General features: G+C 24.6%; 33 protein-coding genes and 4 pseudogenes. 23 read left to right on the top strand and 14 right to left on the bottom strand.

The window, feature by feature from the left end; translation table 4 throughout:
- Positions 1 to 43: 43 nt before the first annotated feature.
- Positions 44 to 895, top strand: coding sequence for an IS1595 family transposase (locus AAHM78_RS08625; RefSeq protein ID WP_342252856.1), 852 nt, complete (start codon positions 44 to 46; stop codon positions 893 to 895).
- On the opposite strand, the gene AAHM78_RS08620 is transcribed toward AAHM78_RS08625, so the two are convergent.
- Positions 887 to 1,372, bottom strand: coding sequence for a transposase family protein (locus AAHM78_RS08620; RefSeq protein ID WP_342252855.1), 486 nt, complete (start codon positions 1,370 to 1,372; stop codon positions 887 to 889). The two genes, AAHM78_RS08625 and AAHM78_RS08620, sit on opposite strands and share 9 nt — an antisense overlap.
- A gap of 476 nt (positions 1,373 to 1,848) precedes the next feature.
- On the opposite strand from AAHM78_RS08620, the gene AAHM78_RS08615 reads away from it, so the two are divergent.
- On the top strand, positions 1,849 to 2,169 hold the full coding sequence (locus tag AAHM78_RS08615; RefSeq protein WP_342252854.1) for a transposase: 321 nt from the start codon (positions 1,849 to 1,851) through the stop codon (positions 2,167 to 2,169).
- Positions 2,170 to 2,265: 96 nt separating this feature from the next.
- Here AAHM78_RS08615 and AAHM78_RS08610 read toward each other — a convergent pair whose 3' ends face one another.
- A complete protein-coding gene (locus tag AAHM78_RS08610; RefSeq protein ID WP_342252835.1) occupies positions 2,266 to 2,658 on the bottom strand; it encodes a transposase family protein in 393 nt (130 codons plus the stop codon).
- A gap of 211 nt (positions 2,659 to 2,869) precedes the next feature.
- Between AAHM78_RS08610 and AAHM78_RS08605 the strand changes: the two are divergent.
- Together AAHM78_RS08605 and AAHM78_RS08600 are read left to right on the top strand one after the other, a co-directional pair.
- A pseudogene (locus tag AAHM78_RS08605) lies at positions 2,870 to 3,139 on the top strand (transposase); the annotation flags it as partial.
- 250 nt (positions 3,140 to 3,389) lie between these two features.
- Entirely contained in the window at positions 3,390 to 4,349 is a 960-nt protein-coding gene (locus AAHM78_RS08600; RefSeq protein ID WP_342252853.1) for an IS1595 family transposase, read from the top strand.
- A 35-nt stretch (positions 4,350 to 4,384) separates the two neighbouring features.
- Here AAHM78_RS08600 and AAHM78_RS08595 read toward each other — a convergent pair whose 3' ends face one another.
- The 3 genes from AAHM78_RS08595 to AAHM78_RS08585 are packed head-to-tail and all read right to left on the bottom strand — an operon-like array spanning position 4,385 to position 6,168.
- Positions 4,385 to 4,666, bottom strand: coding sequence for a 5-formyltetrahydrofolate cyclo-ligase (locus tag AAHM78_RS08595; RefSeq protein WP_342252852.1), 282 nt, complete (start codon positions 4,664 to 4,666; stop codon positions 4,385 to 4,387).
- Entirely contained in the window at positions 4,641 to 5,099 is a 459-nt protein-coding gene (gene sufU / locus AAHM78_RS08590; protein ID WP_342252851.1) for a Fe-S cluster assembly sulfur transfer protein SufU, read from the bottom strand. The genes AAHM78_RS08595 and sufU overlap by 26 nt, the downstream gene beginning before the upstream one ends.
- Positions 5,086 to 6,168 (bottom strand): aminotransferase class V-fold PLP-dependent enzyme, encoded by a 1,083-nt coding sequence (locus AAHM78_RS08585; RefSeq protein WP_342252850.1) that lies wholly within the window; start codon positions 6,166 to 6,168, stop codon positions 5,086 to 5,088. Before AAHM78_RS08585 ends, sufU begins: the two co-directional genes overlap by 14 nt.
- On the opposite strand from AAHM78_RS08585, the gene AAHM78_RS08580 reads away from it, so the two are divergent.
- A complete protein-coding gene (locus tag AAHM78_RS08580) occupies positions 6,168 to 6,746 on the top strand; it encodes an IS1595 family transposase (protein WP_342252849.1) in 579 nt (192 codons plus the stop codon). The two genes, AAHM78_RS08585 and AAHM78_RS08580, sit on opposite strands and share 1 nt — an antisense overlap.
- A gap of 239 nt (positions 6,747 to 6,985) precedes the next feature.
- Here AAHM78_RS08580 and AAHM78_RS08575 read toward each other — a convergent pair whose 3' ends face one another.
- The gene (locus tag AAHM78_RS08575; RefSeq protein WP_342252848.1) at positions 6,986 to 7,318 is read right to left on the bottom strand and encodes an aminotransferase class V-fold PLP-dependent enzyme; all 333 of its coding nucleotides are present in this window, start codon (positions 7,316 to 7,318) and stop codon (positions 6,986 to 6,988) included.
- A 286-nt stretch (positions 7,319 to 7,604) separates the two neighbouring features.
- Positions 7,605 to 8,564, bottom strand: a complete 960-nt coding sequence (locus AAHM78_RS08570) for an IS1595 family transposase (protein ID WP_342252847.1) — start codon at positions 8,562 to 8,564, stop codon at positions 7,605 to 7,607.
- 65 nt (positions 8,565 to 8,629) lie between these two features.
- Here AAHM78_RS08570 and AAHM78_RS16965 point away from each other — a divergent pair, with 65 nt between their 5' ends.
- The 5 genes from AAHM78_RS16965 to AAHM78_RS08555 all read left to right on the top strand — a co-directional run bounded on the left by AAHM78_RS16965 (position 8,630) and on the right by AAHM78_RS08555 (position 11,153).
- Positions 8,630 to 8,941, top strand: coding sequence for a helix-turn-helix domain-containing protein (locus AAHM78_RS16965; protein ID WP_425289736.1), 312 nt, complete (start codon positions 8,630 to 8,632; stop codon positions 8,939 to 8,941).
- A gap of 189 nt (positions 8,942 to 9,130) precedes the next feature.
- Positions 9,131 to 9,259, top strand: a complete 129-nt coding sequence (locus AAHM78_RS16960) for a hypothetical protein (protein WP_342252839.1) — start codon at positions 9,131 to 9,133, stop codon at positions 9,257 to 9,259.
- On the top strand, positions 9,226 to 9,435 hold the full coding sequence (locus AAHM78_RS16955; RefSeq protein WP_342252825.1) for a transposase family protein: 210 nt from the start codon (positions 9,226 to 9,228) through the stop codon (positions 9,433 to 9,435). Before AAHM78_RS16960 ends, AAHM78_RS16955 begins: the two co-directional genes overlap by 34 nt.
- Before the next feature lie 337 nt (positions 9,436 to 9,772).
- On the top strand, positions 9,773 to 10,732 hold the full coding sequence (locus AAHM78_RS08560) for a hypothetical protein (RefSeq protein WP_342252846.1): 960 nt from the start codon (positions 9,773 to 9,775) through the stop codon (positions 10,730 to 10,732).
- A gap of 148 nt (positions 10,733 to 10,880) precedes the next feature.
- Entirely contained in the window at positions 10,881 to 11,153 is a 273-nt protein-coding gene (locus AAHM78_RS08555; RefSeq protein WP_342252841.1) for an IS1/IS1595 family N-terminal zinc-binding domain-containing protein, read from the top strand.
- A gap of 13 nt (positions 11,154 to 11,166) precedes the next feature.
- On the opposite strand, the pseudogene AAHM78_RS08550 reads toward AAHM78_RS08555, so the two are convergent.
- Positions 11,167 to 11,316, bottom strand: a pseudogene (locus AAHM78_RS08550) (transposase); the annotation flags it as partial.
- A 75-nt stretch (positions 11,317 to 11,391) separates the two neighbouring features.
- On the opposite strand from AAHM78_RS08550, the gene AAHM78_RS08545 reads away from it, so the two are divergent.
- From AAHM78_RS08545 to AAHM78_RS08530, 5 genes and pseudogenes are all read left to right on the top strand, one after another.
- Positions 11,392 to 11,784, top strand: coding sequence for a transposase family protein (locus AAHM78_RS08545; RefSeq protein WP_342252845.1), 393 nt, complete (start codon positions 11,392 to 11,394; stop codon positions 11,782 to 11,784).
- A gap of 50 nt (positions 11,785 to 11,834) precedes the next feature.
- Positions 11,835 to 12,209, top strand: coding sequence for a transposase family protein (locus AAHM78_RS08540; protein ID WP_342255111.1), 375 nt, complete (start codon positions 11,835 to 11,837; stop codon positions 12,207 to 12,209).
- A 17-nt stretch (positions 12,210 to 12,226) separates the two neighbouring features.
- A pseudogene (locus AAHM78_RS08535) lies at positions 12,227 to 13,126 on the top strand (IS30 family transposase); the annotation flags it as partial.
- A gap of 15 nt (positions 13,127 to 13,141) precedes the next feature.
- Positions 13,142 to 13,372, top strand: a pseudogene (locus AAHM78_RS16950) (transposase-like zinc-binding domain-containing protein); the annotation flags it as partial.
- Positions 13,373 to 13,450: 78 nt separating this feature from the next.
- Entirely contained in the window at positions 13,451 to 14,092 is a 642-nt protein-coding gene (locus AAHM78_RS08530) for a transposase (RefSeq protein WP_342252844.1), read from the top strand.
- 110 nt (positions 14,093 to 14,202) lie between these two features.
- Here the strand turns inward: AAHM78_RS08530 and AAHM78_RS08525 are convergent, their stop codons facing one another.
- A complete protein-coding gene (locus tag AAHM78_RS08525; RefSeq protein ID WP_342252843.1) occupies positions 14,203 to 15,024 on the bottom strand; it encodes an IS1595 family transposase in 822 nt (273 codons plus the stop codon).
- Positions 15,025 to 15,501: 477 nt separating this feature from the next.
- Here AAHM78_RS08525 and AAHM78_RS08520 point away from each other — a divergent pair, with 477 nt between their 5' ends.
- The 3 genes from AAHM78_RS08520 to AAHM78_RS08510 all read left to right on the top strand — a co-directional run bounded on the left by AAHM78_RS08520 (position 15,502) and on the right by AAHM78_RS08510 (position 17,873).
- Positions 15,502 to 15,756 carry a hypothetical protein gene (locus tag AAHM78_RS08520; protein ID WP_342252842.1) on the top strand — a complete coding sequence of 85 codons (255 nt, stop codon included), beginning with the start codon at positions 15,502 to 15,504 and terminating at the stop codon, positions 15,754 to 15,756.
- Positions 15,757 to 16,218: 462 nt separating this feature from the next.
- Positions 16,219 to 16,491, top strand: coding sequence for an IS1/IS1595 family N-terminal zinc-binding domain-containing protein (locus AAHM78_RS08515; protein WP_342252841.1), 273 nt, complete (start codon positions 16,219 to 16,221; stop codon positions 16,489 to 16,491).
- A gap of 143 nt (positions 16,492 to 16,634) precedes the next feature.
- Positions 16,635 to 17,873 (top strand): IS256 family transposase, encoded by a 1,239-nt coding sequence (locus tag AAHM78_RS08510; RefSeq protein WP_342255109.1) that lies wholly within the window; start codon positions 16,635 to 16,637, stop codon positions 17,871 to 17,873.
- Here AAHM78_RS08510 and AAHM78_RS08505 read toward each other — a convergent pair.
- From AAHM78_RS08505 to AAHM78_RS08495, 3 genes are all read right to left on the bottom strand, one after another.
- Positions 17,860 to 18,096: a transposase family protein gene (locus AAHM78_RS08505; protein WP_342252840.1), complete on the bottom strand. Its 237-nt coding sequence runs from the start codon at positions 18,094 to 18,096 to the stop codon at positions 17,860 to 17,862. The genes AAHM78_RS08510 and AAHM78_RS08505 overlap by 14 nt on opposite strands.
- Positions 18,063 to 18,191: a hypothetical protein gene (locus tag AAHM78_RS08500; RefSeq protein ID WP_342252839.1), complete on the bottom strand. Its 129-nt coding sequence runs from the start codon at positions 18,189 to 18,191 to the stop codon at positions 18,063 to 18,065. The genes AAHM78_RS08505 and AAHM78_RS08500 overlap by 34 nt, the downstream gene beginning before the upstream one ends.
- A 119-nt stretch (positions 18,192 to 18,310) precedes the next feature.
- Entirely contained in the window at positions 18,311 to 18,703 is a 393-nt protein-coding gene (locus AAHM78_RS08495) for a transposase family protein (RefSeq protein WP_342252838.1), read from the bottom strand.
- Positions 18,704 to 18,759: 56 nt separating this feature from the next.
- On the opposite strand from AAHM78_RS08495, the gene AAHM78_RS08490 reads away from it, so the two are divergent.
- The gene (locus AAHM78_RS08490; RefSeq protein WP_342252837.1) at positions 18,760 to 19,218 is read left to right on the top strand and encodes a hypothetical protein; all 459 of its coding nucleotides are present in this window, start codon (positions 18,760 to 18,762) and stop codon (positions 19,216 to 19,218) included.
- An 18-nt stretch (positions 19,219 to 19,236) separates the two neighbouring features.
- Here the strand turns inward: AAHM78_RS08490 and AAHM78_RS08485 are convergent, their stop codons facing one another.
- Positions 19,237 to 19,941 carry a transposase gene (locus AAHM78_RS08485; protein WP_342252836.1) on the bottom strand — a complete coding sequence of 235 codons (705 nt, stop codon included), beginning with the start codon at positions 19,939 to 19,941 and terminating at the stop codon, positions 19,237 to 19,239.
- A gap of 56 nt (positions 19,942 to 19,997) precedes the next feature.
- Here AAHM78_RS08485 and AAHM78_RS08480 point away from each other — a divergent pair, with 56 nt between their 5' ends.
- From AAHM78_RS08480 to AAHM78_RS08465, 4 genes are all read left to right on the top strand, one after another.
- Positions 19,998 to 20,390, top strand: a complete 393-nt coding sequence (locus tag AAHM78_RS08480) for a transposase family protein (RefSeq protein ID WP_342252835.1) — start codon at positions 19,998 to 20,000, stop codon at positions 20,388 to 20,390.
- A 215-nt stretch (positions 20,391 to 20,605) separates the two neighbouring features.
- Positions 20,606 to 20,815 (top strand): transposase family protein, encoded by a 210-nt coding sequence (locus tag AAHM78_RS08475; protein ID WP_342252834.1) that lies wholly within the window; start codon positions 20,606 to 20,608, stop codon positions 20,813 to 20,815.
- 2 nt (positions 20,816 to 20,817) lie between these two features.
- Positions 20,818 to 21,024 (top strand): hypothetical protein, encoded by a 207-nt coding sequence (locus AAHM78_RS08470; RefSeq protein ID WP_342252833.1) that lies wholly within the window; start codon positions 20,818 to 20,820, stop codon positions 21,022 to 21,024.
- Positions 21,025 to 21,135: 111 nt separating this feature from the next.
- Positions 21,136 to 21,522: a hypothetical protein gene (locus AAHM78_RS08465; protein WP_342252832.1), complete on the top strand. Its 387-nt coding sequence runs from the start codon at positions 21,136 to 21,138 to the stop codon at positions 21,520 to 21,522.
- A 357-nt stretch (positions 21,523 to 21,879) separates the two neighbouring features.
- Here AAHM78_RS08465 and rpoC read toward each other — a convergent pair whose 3' ends face one another.
- Positions 21,880 to 25,632: a DNA-directed RNA polymerase subunit beta' gene (gene rpoC, locus AAHM78_RS08460; protein WP_342255108.1), complete on the bottom strand. Its 3,753-nt coding sequence runs from the start codon at positions 25,630 to 25,632 to the stop codon at positions 21,880 to 21,882.
- Between the last annotated feature and the right edge of the window lie 13 nt (positions 25,633 to 25,645).

Here is a 25,645-nt window from a genome sequence, read left to right as displayed (position 1 = left end):
TTTAATATTAATAATAATCGTTAAATTGTTAAAATTAAAGGTTTTGCACCAAGTATATTATAAAAATAGAATTAAACAAATTGAGAAAAAAGAAAAATTAGATGCAATTGATAAAAAATTTAAAGAAAAAGGAATTCAATGTCCAAATTGTAAATCTTATTGATGTGTAAAAAATGGTTTTAAGAATAATAAGCAAAAATATTTATGCAAAGATTGTAAAAGTAGCTTTGATGCTTTAAGAAATCATTTTTTACATTGAAGTCATTTATCTCATGAACAATGAGATTGAATAATTTGATTGTCATTGTTAGGTCAATCTGCTTATACTATTTCTCAATTTGCTAAAATTTCAAAAACATCAGCATGATTTAATCGTCAAAAATTTATGAAATCATCACAATTAGCAAAAACACAAAAACCATTCACAAAATTAAAAGGTAGAATTGAAATTGATGAAACTTTTATCAAAGAAATTCATAAAGGAAATTTCAAAAATCCAGATGATCCAAGAAAAAAATGAATTGAAGAAAATGCTAAAGATTTAAACTGTTGTATTGAAATGGCAATTGATGAAAATAAAAATATTTATGCTCAAACAACAAATACTAAAAGATTAACAAAAAAATGAGTACAAGAAAATTTAACATCTAAGCTTATCGAAGAAAAATCAATTATAGTTTGTGATATGCAAATACTATATGATACAGTAGCTAAACAAACAAAATGTACTCTCAAGAAATTTAAATCAAAAGAAAATAAAGAATTAAATTATAAAAATTTAAGTAATATCAGTAAAATACAATCAAGTTTAAAAGAATTTATTACTCATTATCATGGCATTGGATTTACCAATATTCAAAATTACCTCAATAGACTTGGTGCAAAACTAAGGTAATTCAAAATTATATATTCCTGCTATTAAATTAAATCTTAATGCAAATCTTCGTATTTTATTGCGATATTTTAAACTTAAAATTTTAAAACGTTTTAGTTTAGCAAATACGTGTTCAATTTTAATTCTAATTTTACTTAAAGTTTTATTGTATTCTTTTTGAATTGGTGTTAATTGATTGTATTTACTTTTTTTAAATGGCAAAAATGTATTTTTATGAATATTTTGTATACCTTGATAACCTGAATCAACAAAAACTTGTTTTTCTGGATGAATAAAAGTTTTAGATTTTAGAAGCAATTTAAAATCATGAATGCTTCCAAAACAAAAAGCAGTTGAAATAATTTTTCCATTGGAAATATCAATAATTATTTGGGATTTGAGAGAATGATGTTTCTTTTTACCTGAAAAAAGTAAGGAAATTATCCCCACATGTACTAGTGTGGAGGAAAAAATGAATGGAAATGAATTCAATAGCATATTTCAAACTGAAAACGATTGTTTGAAATATATAGCGAAGTTGAAAATAATGAAATGCATCAGATGTGCTTCTTCTAGTTTGAATACTTCTGATTTGAGAAGAATACGATGTTTGAACTGTAACCAAACATTTAGTATTCTTTATGGAACCATTTTTTATAAGTCACAGACCCAAATGACATCTTGGTTTTATCTCATCTTTAGATGAATAAACACAAAGCATGGCATACCAGCAACCGATGTTGCAAGGGAATTGGGTGTGACCTATAAAACAGCTTGAAGAATGTGTCATGAAATCAGGACTAGAATTGGAAATCAAGATGCAGGTTTCATTGTTGATGGCAAAGCACAGATGGATGAAATGTATATTTCACATTTAGGTTTTAAAAAACAAGGAAGATCCTTGTTGAATAAAACTTTGATTGTTGGAGTTTATGAGAAAACCAGCAACAAACTAATTGTGAAGGTGCTGAAAAATGCAGATGAAAAAAAACCTTTTAAGATTTACATTGAAACACATTTTTACTGAGTGCTGTCTATTTACGGATTCTTGGAAGGGATATGTAAGTTTCAAAAACTTCTATCCCAAACATGAAATCGTAAATCATGAAGTTGGGTATGTGTCACCAACAGGTGTAAACACAAACCAGATTGAATCAGCATGAAAGCACATCCGACGAACTTTCCGAACACACATAAGAGTTTCAAAGCACAATATTCATTTATATGCAAAAGAATCAGCATATAAATTCAATAACATACCTAGTTTTGAAACTGTAATTTTGTGTTTGATTTAAATACATGTGGGGATAATTTCCTAGGTAGGCTTTTATCTCCATTTATGTGATAAAATTTAAAAATAGTACATAAAGGGATAAAAGCCAAAAGTAATTTTAGTTTTTTTTAATTCTTTCAATTGGAGTTTCAGTAGCATCAATAGCTAACAAATTATTATTAGTACCTTTATTTTTTGTTAAATCTTTTTTTCCAGGTAAATTAAAAATTCCGCTTTTTATTAAAATATTTTCAATTCAAAAAATATTACGAATGCAACTAGTATGACTAATATTATATCTTTTTGCAATAACTCTATAACTACTATAGTCTTTTCAATATTCTAAAGTCATTAATAAACGCTCTTCAATTACAATTTTATTTTTTCTACCACCATAATATTTTTGTTTAGACTCAGCAATTTTTAAAATTTCAAGCATTTTATAAAATGTTTGTGGCTTTATGCCGACTAAACTATAAAATTCTTGATCATCTTTATATTTTTTCAACATAATAACTATCACCTTTAATATTAATAATAATCGTTAAATTGTTAAAATTAAAGGTTTTGCACCCAGTCTATTATAAAATATCACCTTATGCAAAATCTGAAGCATTATATTTCAGTTTGTAAAAAAAATAAATCCAAAAATTAAATAAAATCAAATTTTAGGCCAGGTTGATGATTTTTTTTATTTCATCAAGAGTTTTTTTGAAAATTAAAATAAAATTATTGATAAACTTTTACTAGCATTCAACATAAATCGATCTTTAAGCAAAAAAGGATGTCCTTATGACAATGCTGTTGCTGAAGCAACTTTTAAAACTTTCAAAACAGAATTTATTAATGATAAAAATTTTACATCATTAATCCAATTAAAATTAGAATTATTTGATTATATCAATTGATATAACAACATACGAATTCATAGCACTTTAAACTACCTAACTCCAGTTAATTATCAAAAACAAATGTCTACCAAAAAAATAGTCCTAAAAAAGGTTGCCATTCCAATTTGACTTCCTATAACTTTTTGACAATTTAAACTTGGTTGTCCAATTTTAAAATCATTATCAAATACGATATCGTTTCAACTATTAATAAAGTAAAATTCCAAATGCTCACCATTCATTCTTCGTAAACAAACTTGTTTTAGATTTTTTTTTAATTTTCACAAAAAATATTGATATTACTTTTAATTTTAAATTAAAAGTAATATTTTTATATCAGGGGTGATTTTTTGTGACTAATAATGAATTAATTGATGTTTTAAAAAACAAAAAAGATGAAGAATTTATAACAATTATTAGACATTTTAAAAATAGAATTAAACAAATTGAGAAAAAAGAAAAATTAGATGCAATTGATAAAAAATTTAAAGAAAAAGGAATTCAATGTCCAAATTGTAAATCTTATTGATGTGTAAAAAATGGTTTTAAGAATAATAAGCAAAAATATTTATGCAAAGATTGTAAAAGTAGCTTTGATGCTTTAAGAAATCATTTTTTACATTGAAGTCATTTATCTCATGAACAATGAGATTGAATAATTTGATTGTCATTGTTAGGTCAATCTGCTTATACTATTTCTCAATTTGCTAAAATTTCAAAAACATCAGCATGATTTAATCGTCAAAAATTTATGAAATCATCACAATTAGCAAAAACACAAAAACCATTCACAAAATTAAAAGGTAGAATTGAAATTGATGAAACTTTTATCAAAGAAATTCATAAAGGAAATTTCAAAAATCCAGATGATCCAAGAAAAAAATGAATTAAAGAAAATGCTAAAGATTTAAACTGTTGTATTGAAATGGCAATTGATGAAAATAAAAATATTTATGCTCAAACAACAAATACTAAAAGATTAACAAAAAAATGAGTACAAGAAAATTTAACATCTAAGCTTATCGAAGAAAAATCAATTATAGTTTGTGATATGCAAATACTATATGATACAGTAGCTAAACAAACAAAATGTACTCTCAAGAAATTTAAATCAAAAGAAAATAAAGAATTAAATTATAAAAATTTAAGTAATATCAGTAAAATACAATCAAGTTTAAAAGAATTGATTACTCATTATCATGGCATTGGATTTACCAATATTCAAAATTACCTCAATTTATGAAAATTTAAATACCAACATTATAAAATATCACCTTATGCAAAATCTGAAGCATTATATTTAAGTTTGTAAAAAAAATAAATCCCAAAATTAAATAAAATCAAATTTTAGGCCAGGTTGATGATTTTTTTTATTTCATCAAGAGTTTTTTTGAAAATTAAAGGATTTTTTCATAATAATTCAATAATTTCTTTAGTTTCTACTTCATATGGTAAGGAATTATAAAGAGCAAATACATTATTTTGTTTAAAATAATGTGATTCATTAAATTTATTGAAAATAATTTTATTTCACTTTTGATAATTATTTTTAGAAACATTTTTTAATTTTTTTAAATAAATGGTTCTTAAACTAATTTTATCCTTAATTTCCGTTTCCATTTTTTTCACATTCTTTCTCAATTATTTTATTAATACCATTAATACCAATAAGGGCACATTTAATTCGATTACGCTGTCTTGGTACGTTTTTAAAAGCAATCATATTTTCAATTATTTTATCATTAAATTGCTTTTCTGATAACATTGCTTGATAATTAATAATAATTTCTTTTATTTGTGATATTGTTTTACCTTCAATTAAAATACAAAAAAGATCGGTTGCTGCAGTTGAAATAGCACACCCAATCCCAGTAAAGCGTGCGCTATTAATAACTTTATTTTTAATAGAAATTTCAACACGAAAATTATCAACACATGATTCATTGTTTTGATGATATGTCAAACTATTTGGTAAATTTTTAAAACCTTTATTTTTTGGATTACTATAGTGTTCAACAATTAGTTTGTGATAATAGTCTTGATTGTTATTAAAAGAATTCATTTAAAAAATCTCCTCCTTCATTAATCCCTTTTTTTAAAGCTATTACTAATAAGTCAATATCTTTTTTGCAATTGTATATGTAAAAACTAAGACGAATTGTTACTTCAGCGTTAATTATATTAGGTAATAATTTAGCACAGTAAGCTCCACTGCGTATGCATATATTTTGTGTTCCTAAAAAATTAGCAACATCTTGTGCAAATACTTTTTTAATATTAAATATTATGTTACTACTATTGCCATCAATATTATAAATTTCAATGTTATTTCCTAACTGCGCTGTTAATTGTTCAATTGCGTATTTTTTTAGTAAAATTTCATGATTTCTAATATTTTCAATACCAATGTTTAATAAATACTTAATAGCTGCACCTAGCCCAAATACACCCGCAATATTTTGTGTTCCACCTTCAAAACGATAAGGACTATCTAATAAGTTAAATTTACCATTTTCATAAATATCACCATTCATGCCTCCACCCAATATTAGTGGATCTAGCATATTTAATCATTCGTTTTTTCCTCAAAAGACACCGATTCCAGTTGGACCAAAAACTTTATGACCAGAAAATCCAAAAAAATCAATATTTCAATTTTTAACATCGGTTTTTATATGTCCTATTGATTGTGCACCATCTATTATTACTAAAATATTTTTAAAAATTCAATTATCACTTTTAACATTTTTTTTACCGTATTCTTTAATAAAATTAGTTAATGTTTCAGTATCATTTTCTATTGCTAAAGAATTATTAATATTTGCAAAAGCAACTATTCTAGTTTTAGGTGTTAAAACTTTTTTTAAATTTTCAACAGTAATGACTCCTTGTTTATTTGTTTCAATAAATTTTATTTTAATTTTTTTAGTTTGTATCAAACGATAAAATGGTAAGAGTAATGAGCTATGTTCTAAAGTGGTTAATAAAATTTCATCATTTTCTTGTAAATATTTTTCTAAGCCAAAAGCAATTTGATTATAAGCAAAAGTTGCTGAAGGACAAAAAACTATTTCGTTTTCGTTACTATTAATAAACGGACTTCTCCCCACATGTACTTGTGGAGGAAACAATGAAATTGAATGAGTTCAACAATATATTTCAAACAGAAAAAGATTGTTTGAAATATATAGCAAGTTTGAAGGAAAACAAATGTATGAGGTGTTCTTGAACAAATTTGAATACTTCTGATTTAAGAAGAATAAGATGTTTGAAATGTCATCAAACATTTAGTATTCTTCATGACACCATTTTTTACAATTCACAAACACCTTTGACATCTTGGTTTTATCTCATCTTTAGATGAATAAACACCAAACATGGAATTCCATCAACTGATGTTGCAAAAGAATTGGGAGTAACTTTGAAAACTGCTTGAAGAATGGGTCATAAAATCCGAAGTGCAATTGCAAAACAAGAACCTCAATTCATTGTTGAGGGCATAGTGCAAATGGATGAAATGTATCTTTCACATATGGGTTTTAAAAAACAAGGAAGATCCTTAAAAAATAAAACTTTGATTGTTGGGATTTATGAAAAAACAACCAATAATTTAATTGTGAAAGTGTTGAAAAATGCAAATCAAAAAAATCTTTTGCAATTTGCAAGAAACCACATTTCTTCAAAGTGTGATGTACATACTGATTCTTAAAAAGGATATCGCCATTTTAAATCAGTTTTCACTAAGCATGAAACAGTTAACCATCAAGATGGCTATGTTTCAAAAACTGGTGTAAACATAAACCAGATTGAATCGGCATGAAAGCACATCAGACGAACATTTAAAACACATATCAAAGTTGAAAAACATCATGTTCATTTATACGCAAAAGAATCGGCATATAAATTCAACAATATACCTAGTTTTGAAACTGTAATGTTATGTTTGATTTAAAAATGTGGGGAGAAGTCCGTAGATAGGCTTTTCTCAGCATTTATGTGATAAAATTTAAAAATAGTACATAAAGGGAGAAAAGCCTTAATAAATTTACTAATTGTTTTTCTAGTATCTTCAAATATATCATTTCCCTTAACAGCAAGTTGATAATCTTGACTATGTGGATTAATACAATATTTTTCATAATAATCCCTAACAGCATCAATAACTATTTGTGGTTTTAGTGAAGAAGCCGCTGTATCTAAATAAACTAAATCAGGATTATTTTTAAAAAAGGGAAAATCAGTTTTAAAGGCATTATCATTCATGTTTATTTTTTTATTCATATTTACTCCTATATCATTACACCAAATATAATATACTTATACTAATGATTATACACTTAATTTTGTGCTAATTTTCTTAAAATTAAAAAATAGACTTGGTGCAAAACCTTTAATTTTAACAATTTAACGATTATTATTAATATTAAAGGTGATAGTTATTATGTTGAAAAAATATAAAGATGATCAAGAATTTTATTTTAATTTTCAAAAAAACTCTTGATGAAATAAAAAAAATCATCAACCTGGCCTAAAATTTGATTTTATTTAATTTTGGGATTTATTTTTTTTACAAACTGAAATATAATGCTTCAGATTTTGCATAAGGTGATATTTTATAATGTTGGTATTTAAATTTTCATAAATTGAGGTAATTTTGAATATTGGTAAATCCAATGCCATGATAATGAGTAATAAATTCTTTTAAACTTGATTGTATTTTACTGATATTACTTAAATTTTTATAATTTAATTCTTTATTTTCTTTTGATTTAAATTTCTTGAGAGTACATTTTGTTTGTTTAGCTACTGTATCATATAGTATTTGCATATCACAAACTATAATTGATTTTTCTTCGATAAGCTTAGATGTTAAATTTTCTTGTACTCATTTTTTTGTTAATCTTTTAGTATTTGTTGTTTGAGCATAAATATTTTTATTTTCATCAATTGCCATTTCAATACAACAGTTTAAATCTTTAGCATTTTCTTCAATTCATTTTTTTCTTGGATCATCTGGATTTTTGAAATTTCCTTTATGAATTTCTTTGATAAAAGTTTCATCAATTTCAATTCTACCTTTTAATTTTGTGAATGGTTTTTGTGTTTTTGCTAATTGTGATGATTTCATAAATTTTTGACGATTAAATCATGCTGATGTTTTTGAAATTTTAGCAAATTGAGAAATAGTATAAGCAGATTGACCTAACAATGACAATCAAATTATTCAATCTCATTGTTCATGAGATAAATGACTTCAATGTAAAAAATGATTTCTTAAAGCATCAAAGCTACTTTTACAATCTTTGCATAAATATTTTTGCTTATTATTCTTAAAACCATTTTTTACACATCAATAAGATTTACAATTTGGACATTGAATTCCTTTTTCTTTAAATTTTTTATCAATTGCATCTAATTTTTCTTTTTTCTCAATTTGTTTAATTCTATTTTTAAAATGTCTAATAATTTTTATAAATTCTTCATCTTTTTTGTTTTTTAAAACATCAATTAATTCATTATTAGTCACAAAAAATCACCCCTGATATAAAAATATTACTTTTAATTTTAAATTAAAAGTAATATCAAGATTTTTTGTGAAAATTAAAAGAATTTTATAGTTTAGTCGGCATAAAGCCACAAACATTTTATAAAATGCTTGAAATTTTAAAAATTGCTGAGTCTAAACAAAAATATTATGGTGGTAGAAAAAATAAAATTGTAATTGAAGAGCGTTTATTAATGACTTTAGAATATTGAAAAGACTATAGTAGTTATAGAGTTATTGCAAAAATATATAATATTAGTCATACTAGTTGCATTCGTAATATTTTTTGAATTGAAAATATTTTAATAAAAAGCGGAATTTTTAATTTACCTGGAAAAAAAAGATTTAACAAAAAATAAAGGTACTAATAATAATTTGTTAGCTATTGATGCTACTGAAACTCCAATTGAAAGAATTAAAAAAAACTAAAATTACTTTTTTCAGGTAAAAAGAAACATCATTCTCTCAAATCCCAAATAATTATTGATATTTCCAATGGAAAAATTATTTCAACTGCTTTTTGTTTTGGAAGCATTCATGATTTTAAATTGCTTCTAAAATCTAAAACTTTTATTCATCCAGAAAAAAAGTTTTTGTTGATTCAGGTTATCAAGGTATACAAAATATTCATAAAAATACATTTTTGCCATTTAAAAAAAGTAAATACAATCAATTAACACCAATTCAAAAAGAATACAATAAAACTTTAAGTAAAATTAGAATTAAAATTGAACACGTATTTGCTAAACTAAAACGTTTTAAAATTTTAAGTTTAAAATATCGCAATAAAATACGAAGATTTGCATTAAGATTTAATTTAATAGCAGGAATATATAATTTTGAATTACCTTAGTTTTGCACCAAGTCTAATTTATGAAAATTTAAATACCAACATTATAAAATATCACCTTATGCAAAATCTGAAGCATTATATTTCGGTTTGTAAAAAAAATAAATCCCAAAATTAAATAAAATCAAATTTTAGGCCAGGTTGATGATTTTTTTTTATTTCATCAAGAGTTTTTTTGAAAATTAAAACAATTTTCTGATCAATATGTAGAAAATCAATATTTAAATGATATTAGTCAAAATACTAATTTTCAAGAATTAAATGAATTACCAATTGAAAAAAAAGTTTTGAAAAAGAATATAATTATTATAAAACACATTTAGGATTATGATTGGAAAATATGTCATATTATAAACAAGATGATAGTATTGATACTTTTAAATTAAATCATGCAACTTTTCAAATTGCTTTAGTTAATGCTAATACCGATACTTATCGTTTTATTTTTAATGGTAGTAGTGATTTAAGTGATTCTCATGCTAATAATTATTTACAAATTGGAAATAATATATCTACTAAATATCATCATGATTATGTTGATTTTAAACTATTAGTTCCTAATGATTATCATCAAGGTTATAACTCTTCTGAAGAATATAAAAACGCAATGCGTAATTTAATTAATAGTTATGTTTATGATGGAAAGACAAATATTAATCAAGTAAACTATTTTATTTTAAATGATAAAGCATTAAAAATTTATCAAGATGAAATTTATCATAAAATATCATACGCTAATCATGAATATAATACAATTGATATTTCTTTGCAATCACAACTATATTTTTTAATTATTAATGGCATGTTATTTCAAAATATTGAATGAAATCAATATACTTTAGTTAATGATTTATTAATGACCGGTAAATCTTTTCTCTTTACACAAACAGTTCCTAAAAATATTATTGATCCACCAATTTTAGTAGGTAATTATAAACAAAGTTTGGAAGAGTTACCATTAAAAGATAATGAAATTTTAATTTATGAACAATTTGCTAATAATAATTTAAAAATTGGTGATAAGTACAATATTGTTAATCGTACTTTTATTGTTAGAGGATTTGTTACTAGTCGAAATAGTGCTTTTATTGCCAATAATATTAGTGGATTGATGGATCCAAAAAATAAAACTGTTGCTTTTGTTAATAGTAATACAATGGTTAACATCAATAATGATTTTAAGGGTTTTATTGATAAAAATAAACAAAAAAATAGTTTTAATCCCATTTATCCTGAACGTAGTTTAAACCCATGATTATATAATAGACTTGGTGCAAAACCTTTAATTTTAACAATTTAACGATTATTATTAATATTAAAGGTGATAGTTATTATGTTGAAAAAATATAAAGATGATCAAAAATTTTATTTTAATTTTCACAAAAAATCTTGATATTACTTTTAATTGAAAATTAAAAGTAATATTTTTATATCAGGGGTGATTTTTTGTGACTAATAATGAATTAATTGATGTTTTAAAAAACAAAAAAGATGAAGAATTTATAAAAATTATTAGACATTTTAAAAATAGAATTAAACAAATTGAGAAAAAAGAAAAATTAGATGCAATTGATAAAAAATTTAAAGAAAAAGGAATTCAATGTCCAAATTGTAAATCTTATTGATGTGTAAAAAATGGTTTTAAGAATAATAAGCAAAAATATTTATGCAAAGATTGTAAAAGTAGCTTTGATGCTTTAAGAAATCATTTTTTACATTAGACTTGGTGCAAAACTAAGGTAATTCAAAATTATATATTCCTGTTATTAAATTAAATCTTAATGCAAATCTTCGTATTTTATTGCGATATTTTAAACTTAAAATTTTAAAACGTTTTAGTTTAGCAAATACGTGTTCAATTTTAATTCTAATTTTACTTAAAGTTTTATTAGACTTGGTGCAAAACCTTTAATTTTAACAATTTAACGATTATTATTAATATTAAAGGTGATAGTTATTGTGTTGAAAAAATATAAAGATGATCAAGAATTTTATAGTTTAGTCGGCATAAAGCCACAAACATTTTATAAAATGCTTGAAATTTTAAAAATTGCTGAGTCTAAACAAAAATATTATGGTGGTAGAAAAAATAAAATTGTAATTGAAGAGCGTTTATTAATGACTTTAGAATATTGAAAAGACTATAGTAGTTATAGAGTTATTGCAAAAAGATATAATATTAGTCATACTAGTTGCATTCGTAATATTTTTTTAATTGAAAATATTTTAATAAAAAGCGGAATTTTTAATTTACCCGAAAAAAAAGATTTAACAAAAAATAAAGGTACTAATAATAATTTGTTAGCTATTGATGATACTGAAACTCCAATTGAAAGAATTAAAAAAAACTAAAATTACTTTTTTCAGGTAAAAAGAAACATCATTCTCTCAAATCCCAAATAATTATTGATATTTCCAATGGAAAAATTATTTCAACTGCTTTTTGTTTTGGAAGCATTCATGATTTTAAATTGCTTCTAAAATCTAAAACTTTTATTCATCCAGAAAAACAAGTTTTTGTTGATTCAGGTTATCAAGGTATACAAAATATTCATAAAAATACATTTTTGCCATTTAAAAAAAGTAAATACAATCAATTAACACCAATTCAAAAAGAATACAATAAAACTTTAAGTAAAATTAGAATTAAAATTGAACACGTATTTGCTAAACTAAAACGTTTTAAAATTTTAAGTTTAAAATATCGCAATAAAATACGAAGATTTGCATTAAGATTTAATTTAATAGCAGGAATATATAATTTGGAATTACCTTAGTTTTGCACCAAGTCTAATATAAAAATTATGGATTTTCGATTCGTAAAATAGCAAAAATTGTTGATTATAGTAAATCAACTGTACATAGAGTTTGTAGATTATTAAATAAAAACTTATTGCCATTAGAAATATTGAATCAATTTCAAAAAAATAAACAAAATGCAGGCAGAAAATTAATAATTTTAAATTTAACAGAAATTAATAGTATTAATCATTTGTTAATTACTAAAAAGTATGCTCTTGATATAATTGCTAACTTTTTAAAGGAAAATAAAATAAAAAGTATTTCAACAAAAACTTTATATAACATGTTTAAAACAAATCGAATGGGTTTTGATGAAAATAACTTATTGAGAAAAGGCAAAAATAAATCTCACAAACAAAAAGAAACTAGGGGCAAAATTAATAATTGTAAGTCTATTCATGAAAGAAATTTAATCATTCCTAATATTAAAAATATACAAGAATTTGGTCATTTAGAAGGTGATACTATCATTGGCAAAGATCATAAAAGTTCTATTATTACTTTGGCTGATATATGATCAAAAACCACAATTCCTTTAGTAACTCAAAATCATAAATCAGAAAATATTACGAAAAGTATAATAAAATTTATTTCAAAGTTACAAAAAGGAACAGTTAAAACCATTACTTTTGATCGTGGTAAAGAATTTAGTAAATGAAGATTAATCGAAAAAATTTGTAATGTCAAAATTTATTTTGAAGATCCTGGTAAACCTTGCCAAAGGGGTTTAAATGAAAATAATAATGGTATTTTAAGAAGATATTTACCAAAATCTACAGATCTATCTTCATATAAACAAAAAGATTTAAATTTTATAGCATTTCAAATTAATTCTACACCCAGAAAATCGCTCTCTTATAAAAGACCAATAGATTTAATACAATTATTTTAAAAAACTGTCCCATTTATATTTACAACTCAGGTTTTAAAAAACAAAAAAGATGAAGAATTTATAAAAATTATTAGACGTTTTAAAAATAGAATTAAACAAATTGAGAAAAAAGAAAAATTAGATGCAATTGATAAAACATTTAAAAAAAAAGGAATTCAATTTCCAAATTGTAAATCTTATTGATGTGTAAAAAATGGTTTTAAGAACAATAAGCAAAAATATTTATGCAAAGATTGTAAAAGTAGCTTTGATGCTTTAAGCAATCATTTTTTACATTGAAGTCATTTATCTCATGAACAATGAGATTGAATAATTTGATTGTCATTGTTAGGTCAATCTGCTTATACTATTTCTCAATTTGCTAAAATTTCAAAAACATCAGCATGATTTAATCGTCAAAAATTTATGAAATCATCACAATTAGCAAAAACACAAAAACCATTCACAAAATTAAAAGGTAGAATTGAAATTGATGAAACTTTTATCAAAGAAATTCATAAAGGAAATTTCAAAAATCCAGATGATCCAAGAAAAAAATGAATTGAAGAAAATGCTAAAGATTTAAACTGTTGTATTGAAATGGCAATTGATGAAAATAAAAATATTTATGCTCAAACAACAAATACTAAAAGATTAACAAAAAAATGAGTACAAGAAAATTTAACATCTAAGCTTATCGAAGAAAAATCAATTATAGTTTGTGATATGCAAATACTATATGATACAGTAGCTAAACAAACAAAATGTACTCTCAAGAAATTTAAATCAAAAGAAAATAAAGAATTAAATTATAAAAATTTAAGTAATATCAGTAAAATACAATCAAGTTTAAAAGAATTTATTACTCATTATCATGGCATTGGATTTACCAATATTCAAAATTACCTCAATTTATGAAAATTTAAATACCAACATTATAAAATATCACCTTATGCAAAATTTGAAGCATTATATTTCAGTTTGTAAAAAAAATAAATCCCAAAATTAAATAAGGCTTTTCTCCCTTTATGTACTATTTTTAAATTTTATCACATAAATGCTGAGAAAAGCCTATCTACGGACTTCTCCCCACATTTTTAAATCAAACATAACATTACAGTTTCAAAACTAGGTATATTGTTGAATTTATATGCCGATTCTTTTGCGTATAAATGAACATGATGTTTTTCAACTTTGATATGTGTTTTAAATGTTCGTCTGATGTGCTTTCATGCCGATTCAATCTGGTTTATGTTTACACCAGTTTTTGAAACATAACCATCTTGATGGTTAACTGTTTCATGCTTAGTGAAAACTGATTTAAAATGGCGATATCCTTTTCAAGAATCAGTATGTACATCACACTTTGAAGAAATGTGGTTTCTTGCAAATTGCAAAAGATTTTTTTGATTTGCATTTTTCAACACTTTCACAATTAAATTATTGGTTGTTTTTTCATAAATCCCAACAATCAAAGTTTTATTTTTTAAGGATCTTCCTTGTTTTTTAAAACCCATATGTGAAAGATACATTTCATCCATTTGCACTATGCCCTCAACAATGAATTGAGGTTCTTGTTTTGCAATTGCACTTCGGATTTTATGACCCATTCTTCAAGCAGTTTTCAAAGTTACTCCCAATTCTTTTGCAACATCAGTTGATGGAATTCCATGTTTGGTGTTTATTCATCTAAAGATGAGATAAAACCAAGATGTCAAAGGTGTTTGTGACTTGTAAAAAATGGTGTCATGAAGAATACTAAATGTTTGATGACATTTCAAACATCTTATTCTTCTTAAATCAGAAGTATTCAAATTTGTTCAAGAACACCTCATACATTTGTTTTCCTTCAAACTTGCTATATATTTCAAACAATCTTTTTCTGTTTGAAATATATTGTTGAACTCATTCAATTTCATTGTTTCCTCCACAAGTACATGTGGGGAGAAGTCCGTTAAATAAAATCAAATTTTAGGCCAGGTTGATGATTTTTTTTATTTCATCAAGAGTTTTTTTGAAAATTAAAAGAAAATCATTTAAAAGATACAACCATTACTATTCTTATTCTAGGAATACATACAAAATGTAGACAACATATTGACTGAGAAATTGAAGCTTCATTAAATAAATATGGAAGTTTAAATAGAAGAAAGAAGATAAATAGTTTTATAATACTTTTAACTGCTGATTTTATTAAAAAAGCAAAAACAAATTGTAATTTTAATAACACTTGTGATTATTCTTCTTTAATCACCCAAGAAAATGCTGGTCAAAGAATATATGAAACCGTAATAAATAAACACGCAATTATTGCTACTTATGATGAAATCTTTTCAGATATAATAATTCTTAAAAATTTACTTGATAAAGTTCAATCTAATCATAAAAAAGAAGAAATGTTTTATCAAAATGTTATCATCCCTAGTTTTTTAAAACCAACTGTTTTAAAAGATAATACTAAAGATACTGTTTTTAATGAAAAAAAAGAAATAGATAATGCAATATTATCTTCAAATAAAGATAATGATTTTAAAGAAGAAGATAGTGATATTGAAATACTTTCTGAATCAGACGAAGAAATAGATAATACAAAATTATCTTCAAATAAAGATATAGTGGTTTTAACGAAGATGATGATAGTGATAGTGTAGTAGCTTCTAAATCAGAGGAAAAAATAGATAATGCAAAATTAACTTCAAATAAAGATAATGATTTTAACAAAGATGATGATAGTAATATTGTAGTAGCTTCTAAATCAGAGGAAAAAATAGATAATGCAAAATTAACTTCAAATAAAGATAATGATTTTAACAAAGATGATGATAGTAATATTGTAGTAGCTTCTAAATCAGAGGAAAAAATAAATAATGTAATATTAACTTCAAGTCAAGATAGTGAAATTAACAATCAATTACTACAAGAAATTACAATGGACTTTACTAAAGATGATAACAAAAGTAATCTTTTAAGAAAATTATCTTTAAAACATAATAGTAAAGATAGTGGAATTGGTAGTGAACGACAAGAAATAAGTTTTAATTTTCAAAAAAAATCTTGATATTACTTTTAATTTAAAATTAAAAGTAATATTTTTATATCAGGGGTGATTTTTTGTGACTAATAATGAATTAATTGATGTTTTAAAAAACAAAAAAGATGAAGAATTTATAAAAATTATTAGACATTTTAAAAATAGAATTAAACAAATTGAGAAAAAAGAAAAATTAGATGCAATTGATAAAAAATTTAAAGAAAAAGGAATTCAATGTCCAAATTGTAAATCTTATTGATGTGTAAAAAATGGTTTTAAGAATAATAAGCAAAAATATTTATGCAAAGATTGTAAAAGTAGCTTTGATGCTTTAAGAAATCATTTTTTACATTAGACTTGGTGCAAAACTAAGGTAATTCAAAATTATATATTCCTGCTATTAAGGTAATGTTTAGTAATCTGTGTAACTTACAAAAATAACTATGTTTAATTAATTCTAGTAAATATAATTAAATGACCAGAAAGAGTGAGTTACAAATGGTTAAAAAACAAAACATTAATAATAATGATCCAATATCACAAGCAGTAGATTTATTACTAGAAAATACTGAAGATTTAACAACAGTTTTTAAAGAAGGAGGTTTATATAAAGAATTAACAAAAAGATTAGTGGAAAAAATGTTGAATTCTGAAATGCAAAATTATTTAGGATATGAAAAAAATCAACATAGTAATAGTGAAAATGCTCGTAATGGCATAACTTCAAAAAAATTAATAACTCAAGAAGGTAAAATTGAAATTGATGTACCACGAGATCGTAATAGTAATTTTACTCCTGTAATAGTGCCAAAAAGACAAAGAAGATTTGATGGTTTTGATCAAAAAGTTCTTTCACTATATGCAAAAGGTATGACAGTATCTGACATTAGAATGCAGTTGCAAGAGTTATATCATGGTGCAGATATTAGTGAAAGTGTTATTAGTCAAATTACTGATGATGTTATTGATGATGTCAAAGCATGGCAAAATCGGCCATTAGAAAGTATTTATCCGATTGTTTATTTTGATTGTATAGTAGTTAAAGTACGACAAGATAAACGGATTATTAACAAATCAGTTTATATAGCACTAGGAGTTGATTTAGAAGGTAAAAAAGATGTTTTAGGTTTATGAATTAGCGAAAATGAAGGTTCTAAATTTTGATTATCTAATTTTACAGAAATGAAAAATCGAGGCTTAAATGATATTCTTATTGCTTGTAGTGATAATTTAACAGGCATGTCAGAAGCAATACAATCAGTTTATCCTAAAACCGAACATCAATTATGCATAGTTCATCAAATTAGAAATAGTTTAAAATATGTTTCATACAAACATCGAAAATCTCTAGTTACAGATTTAAAACCAATTTATAGTGCATGTAGTGAAGAACAAGCAATGCAAGCTTTAGAATCGTTTGAAAATAAATGAAATAAACAATATCCTCAAATTACTAAATCCTGATATAAAAATTGAGATAATTTAATGGTTTTTATTAGTTATCCACCAGAAATTAAAAGAGTAATTTATACTACAAATGCTATTGAATCTGTTAATAGTCAATTACGAAAAGTTATAAGAAATAAAAAAGTTTTTCCTAACGATATGGCAGTTTTCAAAATATTTTACTTAGCAATCGAAAATATAACAAAAAAATGAACAATGCCCATTCAAAATTGAAATACAGCAATTGCTCATTTTATGATAAAATTTGAAGACAGAATTAATCTAAACTAGTACCTTGTAAAACAAAGATACACAGATTACATAAAAGCCTCGCTATTAAATTAAATCTTAATGCAAATCTTCGTATTTTATTGCGATATTTTAAACTTAAAATTTTAAAACGTTTTAGTTTAGCAAATACGTGTTCAATTTTAATTCTAATTTTACTTAAAGTTTTATTGTATTCTTTTTGAATTGGTGTTAATTGATTGTATTTACTTTTTTTAAATGGCAAAAATGTATTTTTATGAATATTTTGTATACCTTGATAACCTGAATCAACAAAAACTTTTTTTCTGGATGAATAAAAGTTTTAGATTTTAGAAGCAATTTAAAATCATGAATGCTTCCAAAACAAAAAGCAGTTGAAATAATTTTTCCATTGGAAATATCAATAATTATTTGGGATTTGAGAGAATGATGTTTCTTTTTACCTGAAAAAAGTAATTTTAGTTTTTTTTAATTCTTTCAATTGGAGTTTCAGTAGCATCAATAGCTAACAAATTATTATTAGTACCTTTATTTTTTGTTAAATCTTTTTTTCCAGGTAAATTAAAAATTCCGCTTTTTATTAAAATATTTTCAATTCAAAAAATATTACGAATGCAACTAGTATGACTAATATTATATCTTTTTGCAATAACTCTATAACTACTATAGTCTTTTCAATATTCTAAAGTCATTAATAAACGCTCTTCAATTACAATTTTATTTTTTCTACCACCACAATATTTTTGTTTAGACTCAGCAATTTTTAAAATTTCAAGCATTTTATAAAATGTTTGTGGCTTTATGCCGACTAAACTATAAAATTCTTGATCATCTTTATATTTTTTCAACATAATAACTATCACCTTTAATATTAATAATAATCGTTAAATTGTTAAAATTAAAGGTTTTGCACCAAGTCTATTGAAGTCATTTATCTCATGAACAATGAGATTGAATAATTTGATTGTCATTGTTAGGTCAATCCGCTTATACTATTTCTCAATTTGCTAAAATTTCAAAAACATCAGCATGATTTAATCGTCAAAAATTTATGAAATCATCACAATTAGCAAAAACACAAAAACCATTCACAAAATTAAAAGGTAGAATTGAAATTGATGAAACTTTTATCAAAGAAATTCATAAAGGAAATTTCAAAAATCCAGATGATCCAAGAAAAAAATGAATTGAAGAAAATGCTAAAGATTTAAACTGTTGTATTGAAATGGCAATTGATGAAAATAAAAATATTTATGCTCAAACAACAAATACTAAAAGATTAACAAAAAAATGTTTTAATTTTCAAAAAAACTCTTGATGAAATAAAAAAAATCATCAACCCGGCCTAAAATTTGATTTTATTTAATTTTGGGATTTATTTTTTTTACAAACTGAAATATAATGCTTCAGATTTTGCATAAGGTGATATTTTATAATGTTGGTATTTAAATTTTCATAAATTGAGGTAATTTTGAATATTGGTAAATCCAATGCCATGATAATGAGTAATAAATTCTTTTAAACTTGATTGTATTTTACTGATATTACTTAAATTTTTATAATTTAATTCTTTATTTTCTTTTGATTTAAATTTCTTGAGAGTACATTTTGTTTGTTTAGCTACTGTATCATATAGTATTTGCATATCACAAACTATAATTGATTTTTCTTCGATAAGCTTAGATGTTAAATTTTCTTGTACTCATTTTTTTGTTAATCTTTTAGTATTTGTTGTTTGAGCATAAATATTTTTATTTTCATCAATTGCCATTTCAATACAACAGTTTAAATCTTTAGCATTTTCTTCAATTCATTTTTTTCTTGGATCATCTGGATTTTTGAAATTTCCTTTATGAATTTCTTTGATAAAAGTTTCATCAATTTCAATTCTACCTTTTAATTTTGTGAATGGTTTTTGTGTTTTTGCTAATTGTGATGATTTCATAAATTTTTGACGATTAAATCGTGCTGATGTTTTTGAAATTTTAGCAAATTGAGAAATAGTATAAGCAGATTGACCTAACAATGACAATCAAATTATTCAATCTCATTGTTCATGAGATAAATGACTTCAATAGACTTGGTGCAAAACCTTTAATTTTAACAATTTAACGATTATTATTAATATTAAAGGTGATAGTTATTATGTTGAAAAAATATAAAGATGATCAAGAATTTTATAGTTTAGTCGGCATAAAGCCACAAACATTTTATAAAATGCTTGAAATTTTAAAAATTGCTGAGTCTAAACAAAAATATTATGGTGGTAGAAAAAATAAAATTGTAATTGAAGAGCGTTTATTAATGACTTTAGAATATTGAAAAGACTATAGTAGTTATAGAGTTATTGCAAAAAGATATAATATTAGTCATACTAGTTGCATTCGTAATATTTTTTGAATTGAAAATATTTTAATAAAAAGCGGAATTTTTAATTTACCTGGAAAAAAAGATTTAACAAAAAATAAAGGTACTAATAATAATTTGTTAGCTATTGATGCTACTGAAACTCCAATTGAAAGAATTAAAAAAAACTAAAATTACTTTTTTCAGGTAAAAAGAAACATCATTCTCTCAAATCCCAAATAATTATTGATATTTCCAATGGAAAAATTATTTCAACTGCTTTTTGTTTTGGAAGAATTCATGATTTTAAATTGCTTCTAAAATCTAAAACTTTTATTCATCCAGAAAAACAAGTTTTTGTTTATTAAGGTTATCAAGGTATACAAAATATTCATAAAAATACATTTTTGCCATTTAACAAAAGTCAATACAATCAATTAACACCAATTCAAAAAGAATACAATAAAACTTTAAGTAAAATTAGAATTAAAATTGAACACGTATTTGCTAAACTAAAACGTTTTAAAATTTTAAGTTTAAAATATCGCAATAAAATACGAAGATTTGCATTAAGATTTAATTTAATAGCAGGAATATATAATTTTGAATTACCTTAGTTTTGCACCAAGTCTATTGAAGTCATTTATCTCATGAACAATGAGATTGAATAATTTGATTGTCATTGTTAGGTCAATCCGCTTATACTATTTCTCAATTTGCTAAAATTTCAAAAACATCAGCATGATTTAATCGTCAAAAATTTATGAAATCATCACAATTAGCAAAAACACAAAAACCATTCACAAAATTAAAAGGTAGAATTTAAATTGATGAAACTTTTATCAAAGAAATTCATAAAGGAAATTTCAAAAATCCAGATGATCCAAGAAAAAAATGAATTGAAGAAAATGCTAAAGATTTAAACTGTTGTATTGAAATGGCAATTGATGAAAATAAAAATATTTATGCTCAAACAACAAATACTAAAAGATTAACAAAAAAATGAGTACAAGAAAATTTAACATCTAAGCTTATCGAAGAAAAATCAATTATAGTTTGTGATATGCAAATACTATATGATACAGTAGCTAAACAAACAAAATGTACTCTCAAGAAATTTAAATCAAAAGAAAATAAAGAATTAAATTATAAAAATTTAAGTAATATCAGTAAAATACAATCAAGTTTAAAAGAATTTATTACTCATTATCATGGCATTGGATTTACCAATATTCAAAATTACCTCAATTTATGAAAATTTAAATACCAACATTATAAAATATCACCTTATGCAAAATCTGAAGCATTATATTTCAGTTTGTAAAAAAAATAAATCCCAAAATTAAATAAAATAAAATTTTAGGCCAGGTTGATGATTTTTTTTATTTCATCAAGAGTTTTTTTGAAAATTAAAAGAAATAAGTATACTGAAAGACGAAAATTTTAAAAGAATACATCTCCATAAAAAAGATAATTCAGAAGAATGTTAAGCAAAAGAAAAATCTGAAAAAACAATGCAAGAGTTTAATAAAAAAACAAAAAAATATAAATTCTGGTAAAATTAATTATACACAAGAATGTCCAGAAATATATTTATCGTATCTTTAAAACATACAACTAGTAAAATAAAATTAAATATTTAAAAAGCGAGAATTTTATTCTCACTTTTTAAATATTTAATTTAGTATTCTTCTTCAAGTGAAGAATTACCCATACCTATTAACTTCTCAGTTGGCATTAAACCAGTACCGGCCGGTATCAAGTTTCCTAAAATAACATTTTCTTTTAAACCACGTAAATTATCTTGTTTTGACTTAATAACAGCATTAGTTAATACTCTTGTGGTATCTTGGAAAGAAGCAGCAGCCAAGAATGATTCTGATTCTAATGGTGCTTTTTTAATCCCTAAAATAATTGGATGACCAAAAGCAGGTTTTTTACCAGCAACAATAATTTTGGCATTAACATTCTTAAATTCTTTGATATCAACAATCGCTCCAGGCAATAATGGTGAATCATTACCTTCAACTACAAAAATACGATTCAACATTTGTTTTACAATAATTTCAATATACTTATCAGAAATTTCAATTCCTTGTAAACGATAAACACGTTGTACTTCTTTTAAAATATATTGTTGAACTTCAATGATTCCTGCTACTTCTAGTAATTGTGTAATATTAATTGCACCTTCAGTTAGTTTTTGGCCAATCTTAACATTATCACCAATTTTAATTCTTACCTGCACATTATATTGAGTTTTGTATTCTTTATAGTCAAGTTTTGACTTTACAGTAATTGTATAAATTCCTTGCTCTTCACGAATATCTGTTACTTTACCATCAAATTCACTAATAATAGCAACAGCACCTTTGGGATTAGTAATATCTAATAATTCTTTAATTCTTGGTAATCCTTGGGTAATATCACTACCACCAGCAACTCCTCCAGTATGGAAAGTTCTCATCGTTAGTTGAGTTCCTGGTTCACCAATTGATTGCGCCGCAATAATTCCAACTGCTTCGCCAATAGCAACAATAGAACCTGTTGTTAAATTAATACCATAACATTTTTGACAAACACCATAACTTGCTTCACAAGTTAAAACTGAACGAATATTGATTTTTGTAATTTTTGCCTCTAATATTGTTTCTACTAATTTTTCAGTAATTAATTCATTATTTGCAACAATTACATTATTTTTACTATCAACAACATCACCTTGAACAAAACGTCCAAATAAACGGTCACGTAACGGCACAATAATATTATTACGTTTTTGGTCAACAACGTCACTAATTATAAAGCCATTACCGGTATTACAATCTTCTTCAGTAACAATAATATCTTGTGAAACGTCAACTAGTCTTCTTGTTAAATAACCTGAGTCAGAAGTTTTAAGCGCCATATCTGCCATTCCTTTACGAGCACCATGGGTAGAAATAAAGAACTCTGAAACATTTAATCCTTCACGGAATGAAGATTTAATTGGTAATTCAATAACTTCTCCTTTTGGATTATTCATTAAACCACGCATCCCTACTAATTGAGTAAAGTTACTAATATTAGTTCTAGCACCTGAATCTCACATCATAAAGATTGGATTTTCAATATCTTTTCTTAAAACTGTTTCTAGTTCAACTTGAATATTGTTTTTAATACCACTTCATTTATTAATAATATGGTAATGACGCTCACGATTAGTTAACATACCTTGTTTATAAAACTTGTTAATTGTTTTAACATATTCATCTGCTTCTTTAAATAATCTTGTTTTACCTGAATAAGATACAACATCGCCTGCAGAAATTGTTGTTCCTGAAATTGTTGAAAATTTAAAACCAAGATTTTTCATTTTATCTAACATTTGTGCAGTTAATTGAGTTCCAAAAGTTTTAAAATATTTATGAATAATATCTGCTAAAGCTTTTTTCTTAAATGGTTCAACAATAACTCTTTTTTTAATAAATTCACGAAAATCAACATCAGTTGCAACTAAATCTTCATTATGAGTTTCAGTTAAATTCATAATATTTGGGCGATTAATAAATGGCATTCTTTCTGAAAACATTTGATTAAAAATAATCTTACCAATAGTAGTAATTAAAAATTTATTTTGATCGGTAGCAGCAAATTTACTTGCACCTAAACTAGCAACACGAATTCCAATAATAGCATGTAATGAAACCTTTTTTGTATCATAAGCTTTAATTGCTTCATTAACATCTTTAAAAATTGAACCTTGACCTAATTCATCTAATTTTTCAATAGTTAAATAATAATTACCAAGAACCATATCTTGAGTTGGCGTAACAATTGGTTTACCATCTTTAGGACTTAAAATATTTTTTGAACCTAACATTAAACTTCTTGCTTCAGCTACTGCTTCTTGAGTAATTGGCACGTGAACAGCCATTTGGTCACCATCAAAGTCAGCATTAAAAGCAGGAGTTACTAGTGGGTGTAAACGAATAGCTTTCCCTTTAACTAGAATTGGTTCAAATGCTTGAATTCCTAAACGGTGTAAAGTTGGAGCACGGTTTAATAAGACAGGACGATCTTTAATTACTTCTTCTAAAACATCTCAAATTCGTTCATCTTGAATTTCAATTAATTTTTCAGCAATTTTAATATTTAAAGCTAATTCTTGATGAACTAATCTTTGCACAACAAAAGGTTTGAACAAAATAATTGCCATATCACGAGGAATACCACATTGATACATTTTTAATTCCGGACCAACAGCAATAACACTTCGACCTGAATAATCAACACGCTTACCTAATAAGTTTTGACGAAAACGTCCTTGTTTTCCTTTTAATGTTGAAGTTAAAGATTTTAACGGACGTTTATCTCTTCCTGTTACTGGACGTGCTTTACGTTCATTATCAAATAAAGCATCAACTGATTCTTGCAACATTCTTTTTTCATTATTAATAATTAAGATTGGTGCTCCCATTTGTTTTACTTTTTTTAAGCGTTCATTACGAATAATAATTCTTCGATATAAATCATTAATTTCTGATGTTGTAAAACGACCACCATCTAACTGAATAATTGGACGAATATCAGGTGGAATCACCGGAATAGCGTGTAATACCATTCATTCTGGTTTATTTCCTGATTTAGCAAATGAATCAATAACATCTAAACGACGTTCTAGTTTTCTACGATCAGTTTGTGATTTCTTGTTTGTCAATTGTTTTTTAATGGCAAGAAATTCTTTTTCTAAATTAATATTTTTTAATAAATACTCAATAGCTGAAGCACCAATTCCAAATTTTGTTCCAGTATGTTTAGTAATAAATTGAGCACATTCATCCATTGAAAATGGACGTGAAGTATCTGCTAAAGTATCAGTTAACATTTGAGCACGAGTATAAGCAAAAGAAGAAGGTTCGAATTGTTCTAAAATTTGTGCAAATACTTTACGTAAACGATTACGAGTATCAGTTGAAGATTTAGCATTACCTAAATCCATAATCATTTTTTGTTTTAAACCTTTAGCAGTCCCTGGATCTAAAACAATATAAGAAACAAAATATGCTACTTCTTCTAAGTCTTTAGCTTTCATATCTAATGCTAACGCAATTCTTGAAGGAGAAGCCTTTAACATTCAAATATGAGTTACTGGCTCTTCTAACTCAATGTGTCCTAAACGTTCACGTCGAACAATTGCTTCAGTAATTTCTACTAAACAACGTTCACAAACTTTACCTTTATTTTTTATTTTCTTATATTTACCACAAGTACATTCATAATTTTTAGTTGGTCCAAATATTCGTGCATCAAATAATCCATCTTTTTCAGGTTTTAATGACTTATAATTAATTGTTTCTGGCTTTGTAATTTCTCCATGTGATCATGAGCGAATTTGATCGGGAGAAGCAAGAGAAATTTTAAGGGCAGTATAATGTTTTGAATTTTTTTGCATTTGCATATATTTA

This window comes from Spiroplasma endosymbiont of Zeiraphera isertana (genome assembly GCF_964030805.1).
GTDB lineage: Bacteria > Bacillota_I > Bacilli_A > Mycoplasmatales > VBWQ01 > Spiroplasma_E.
This window is presented reverse-complemented; position numbering and strand designations above follow the sequence as displayed.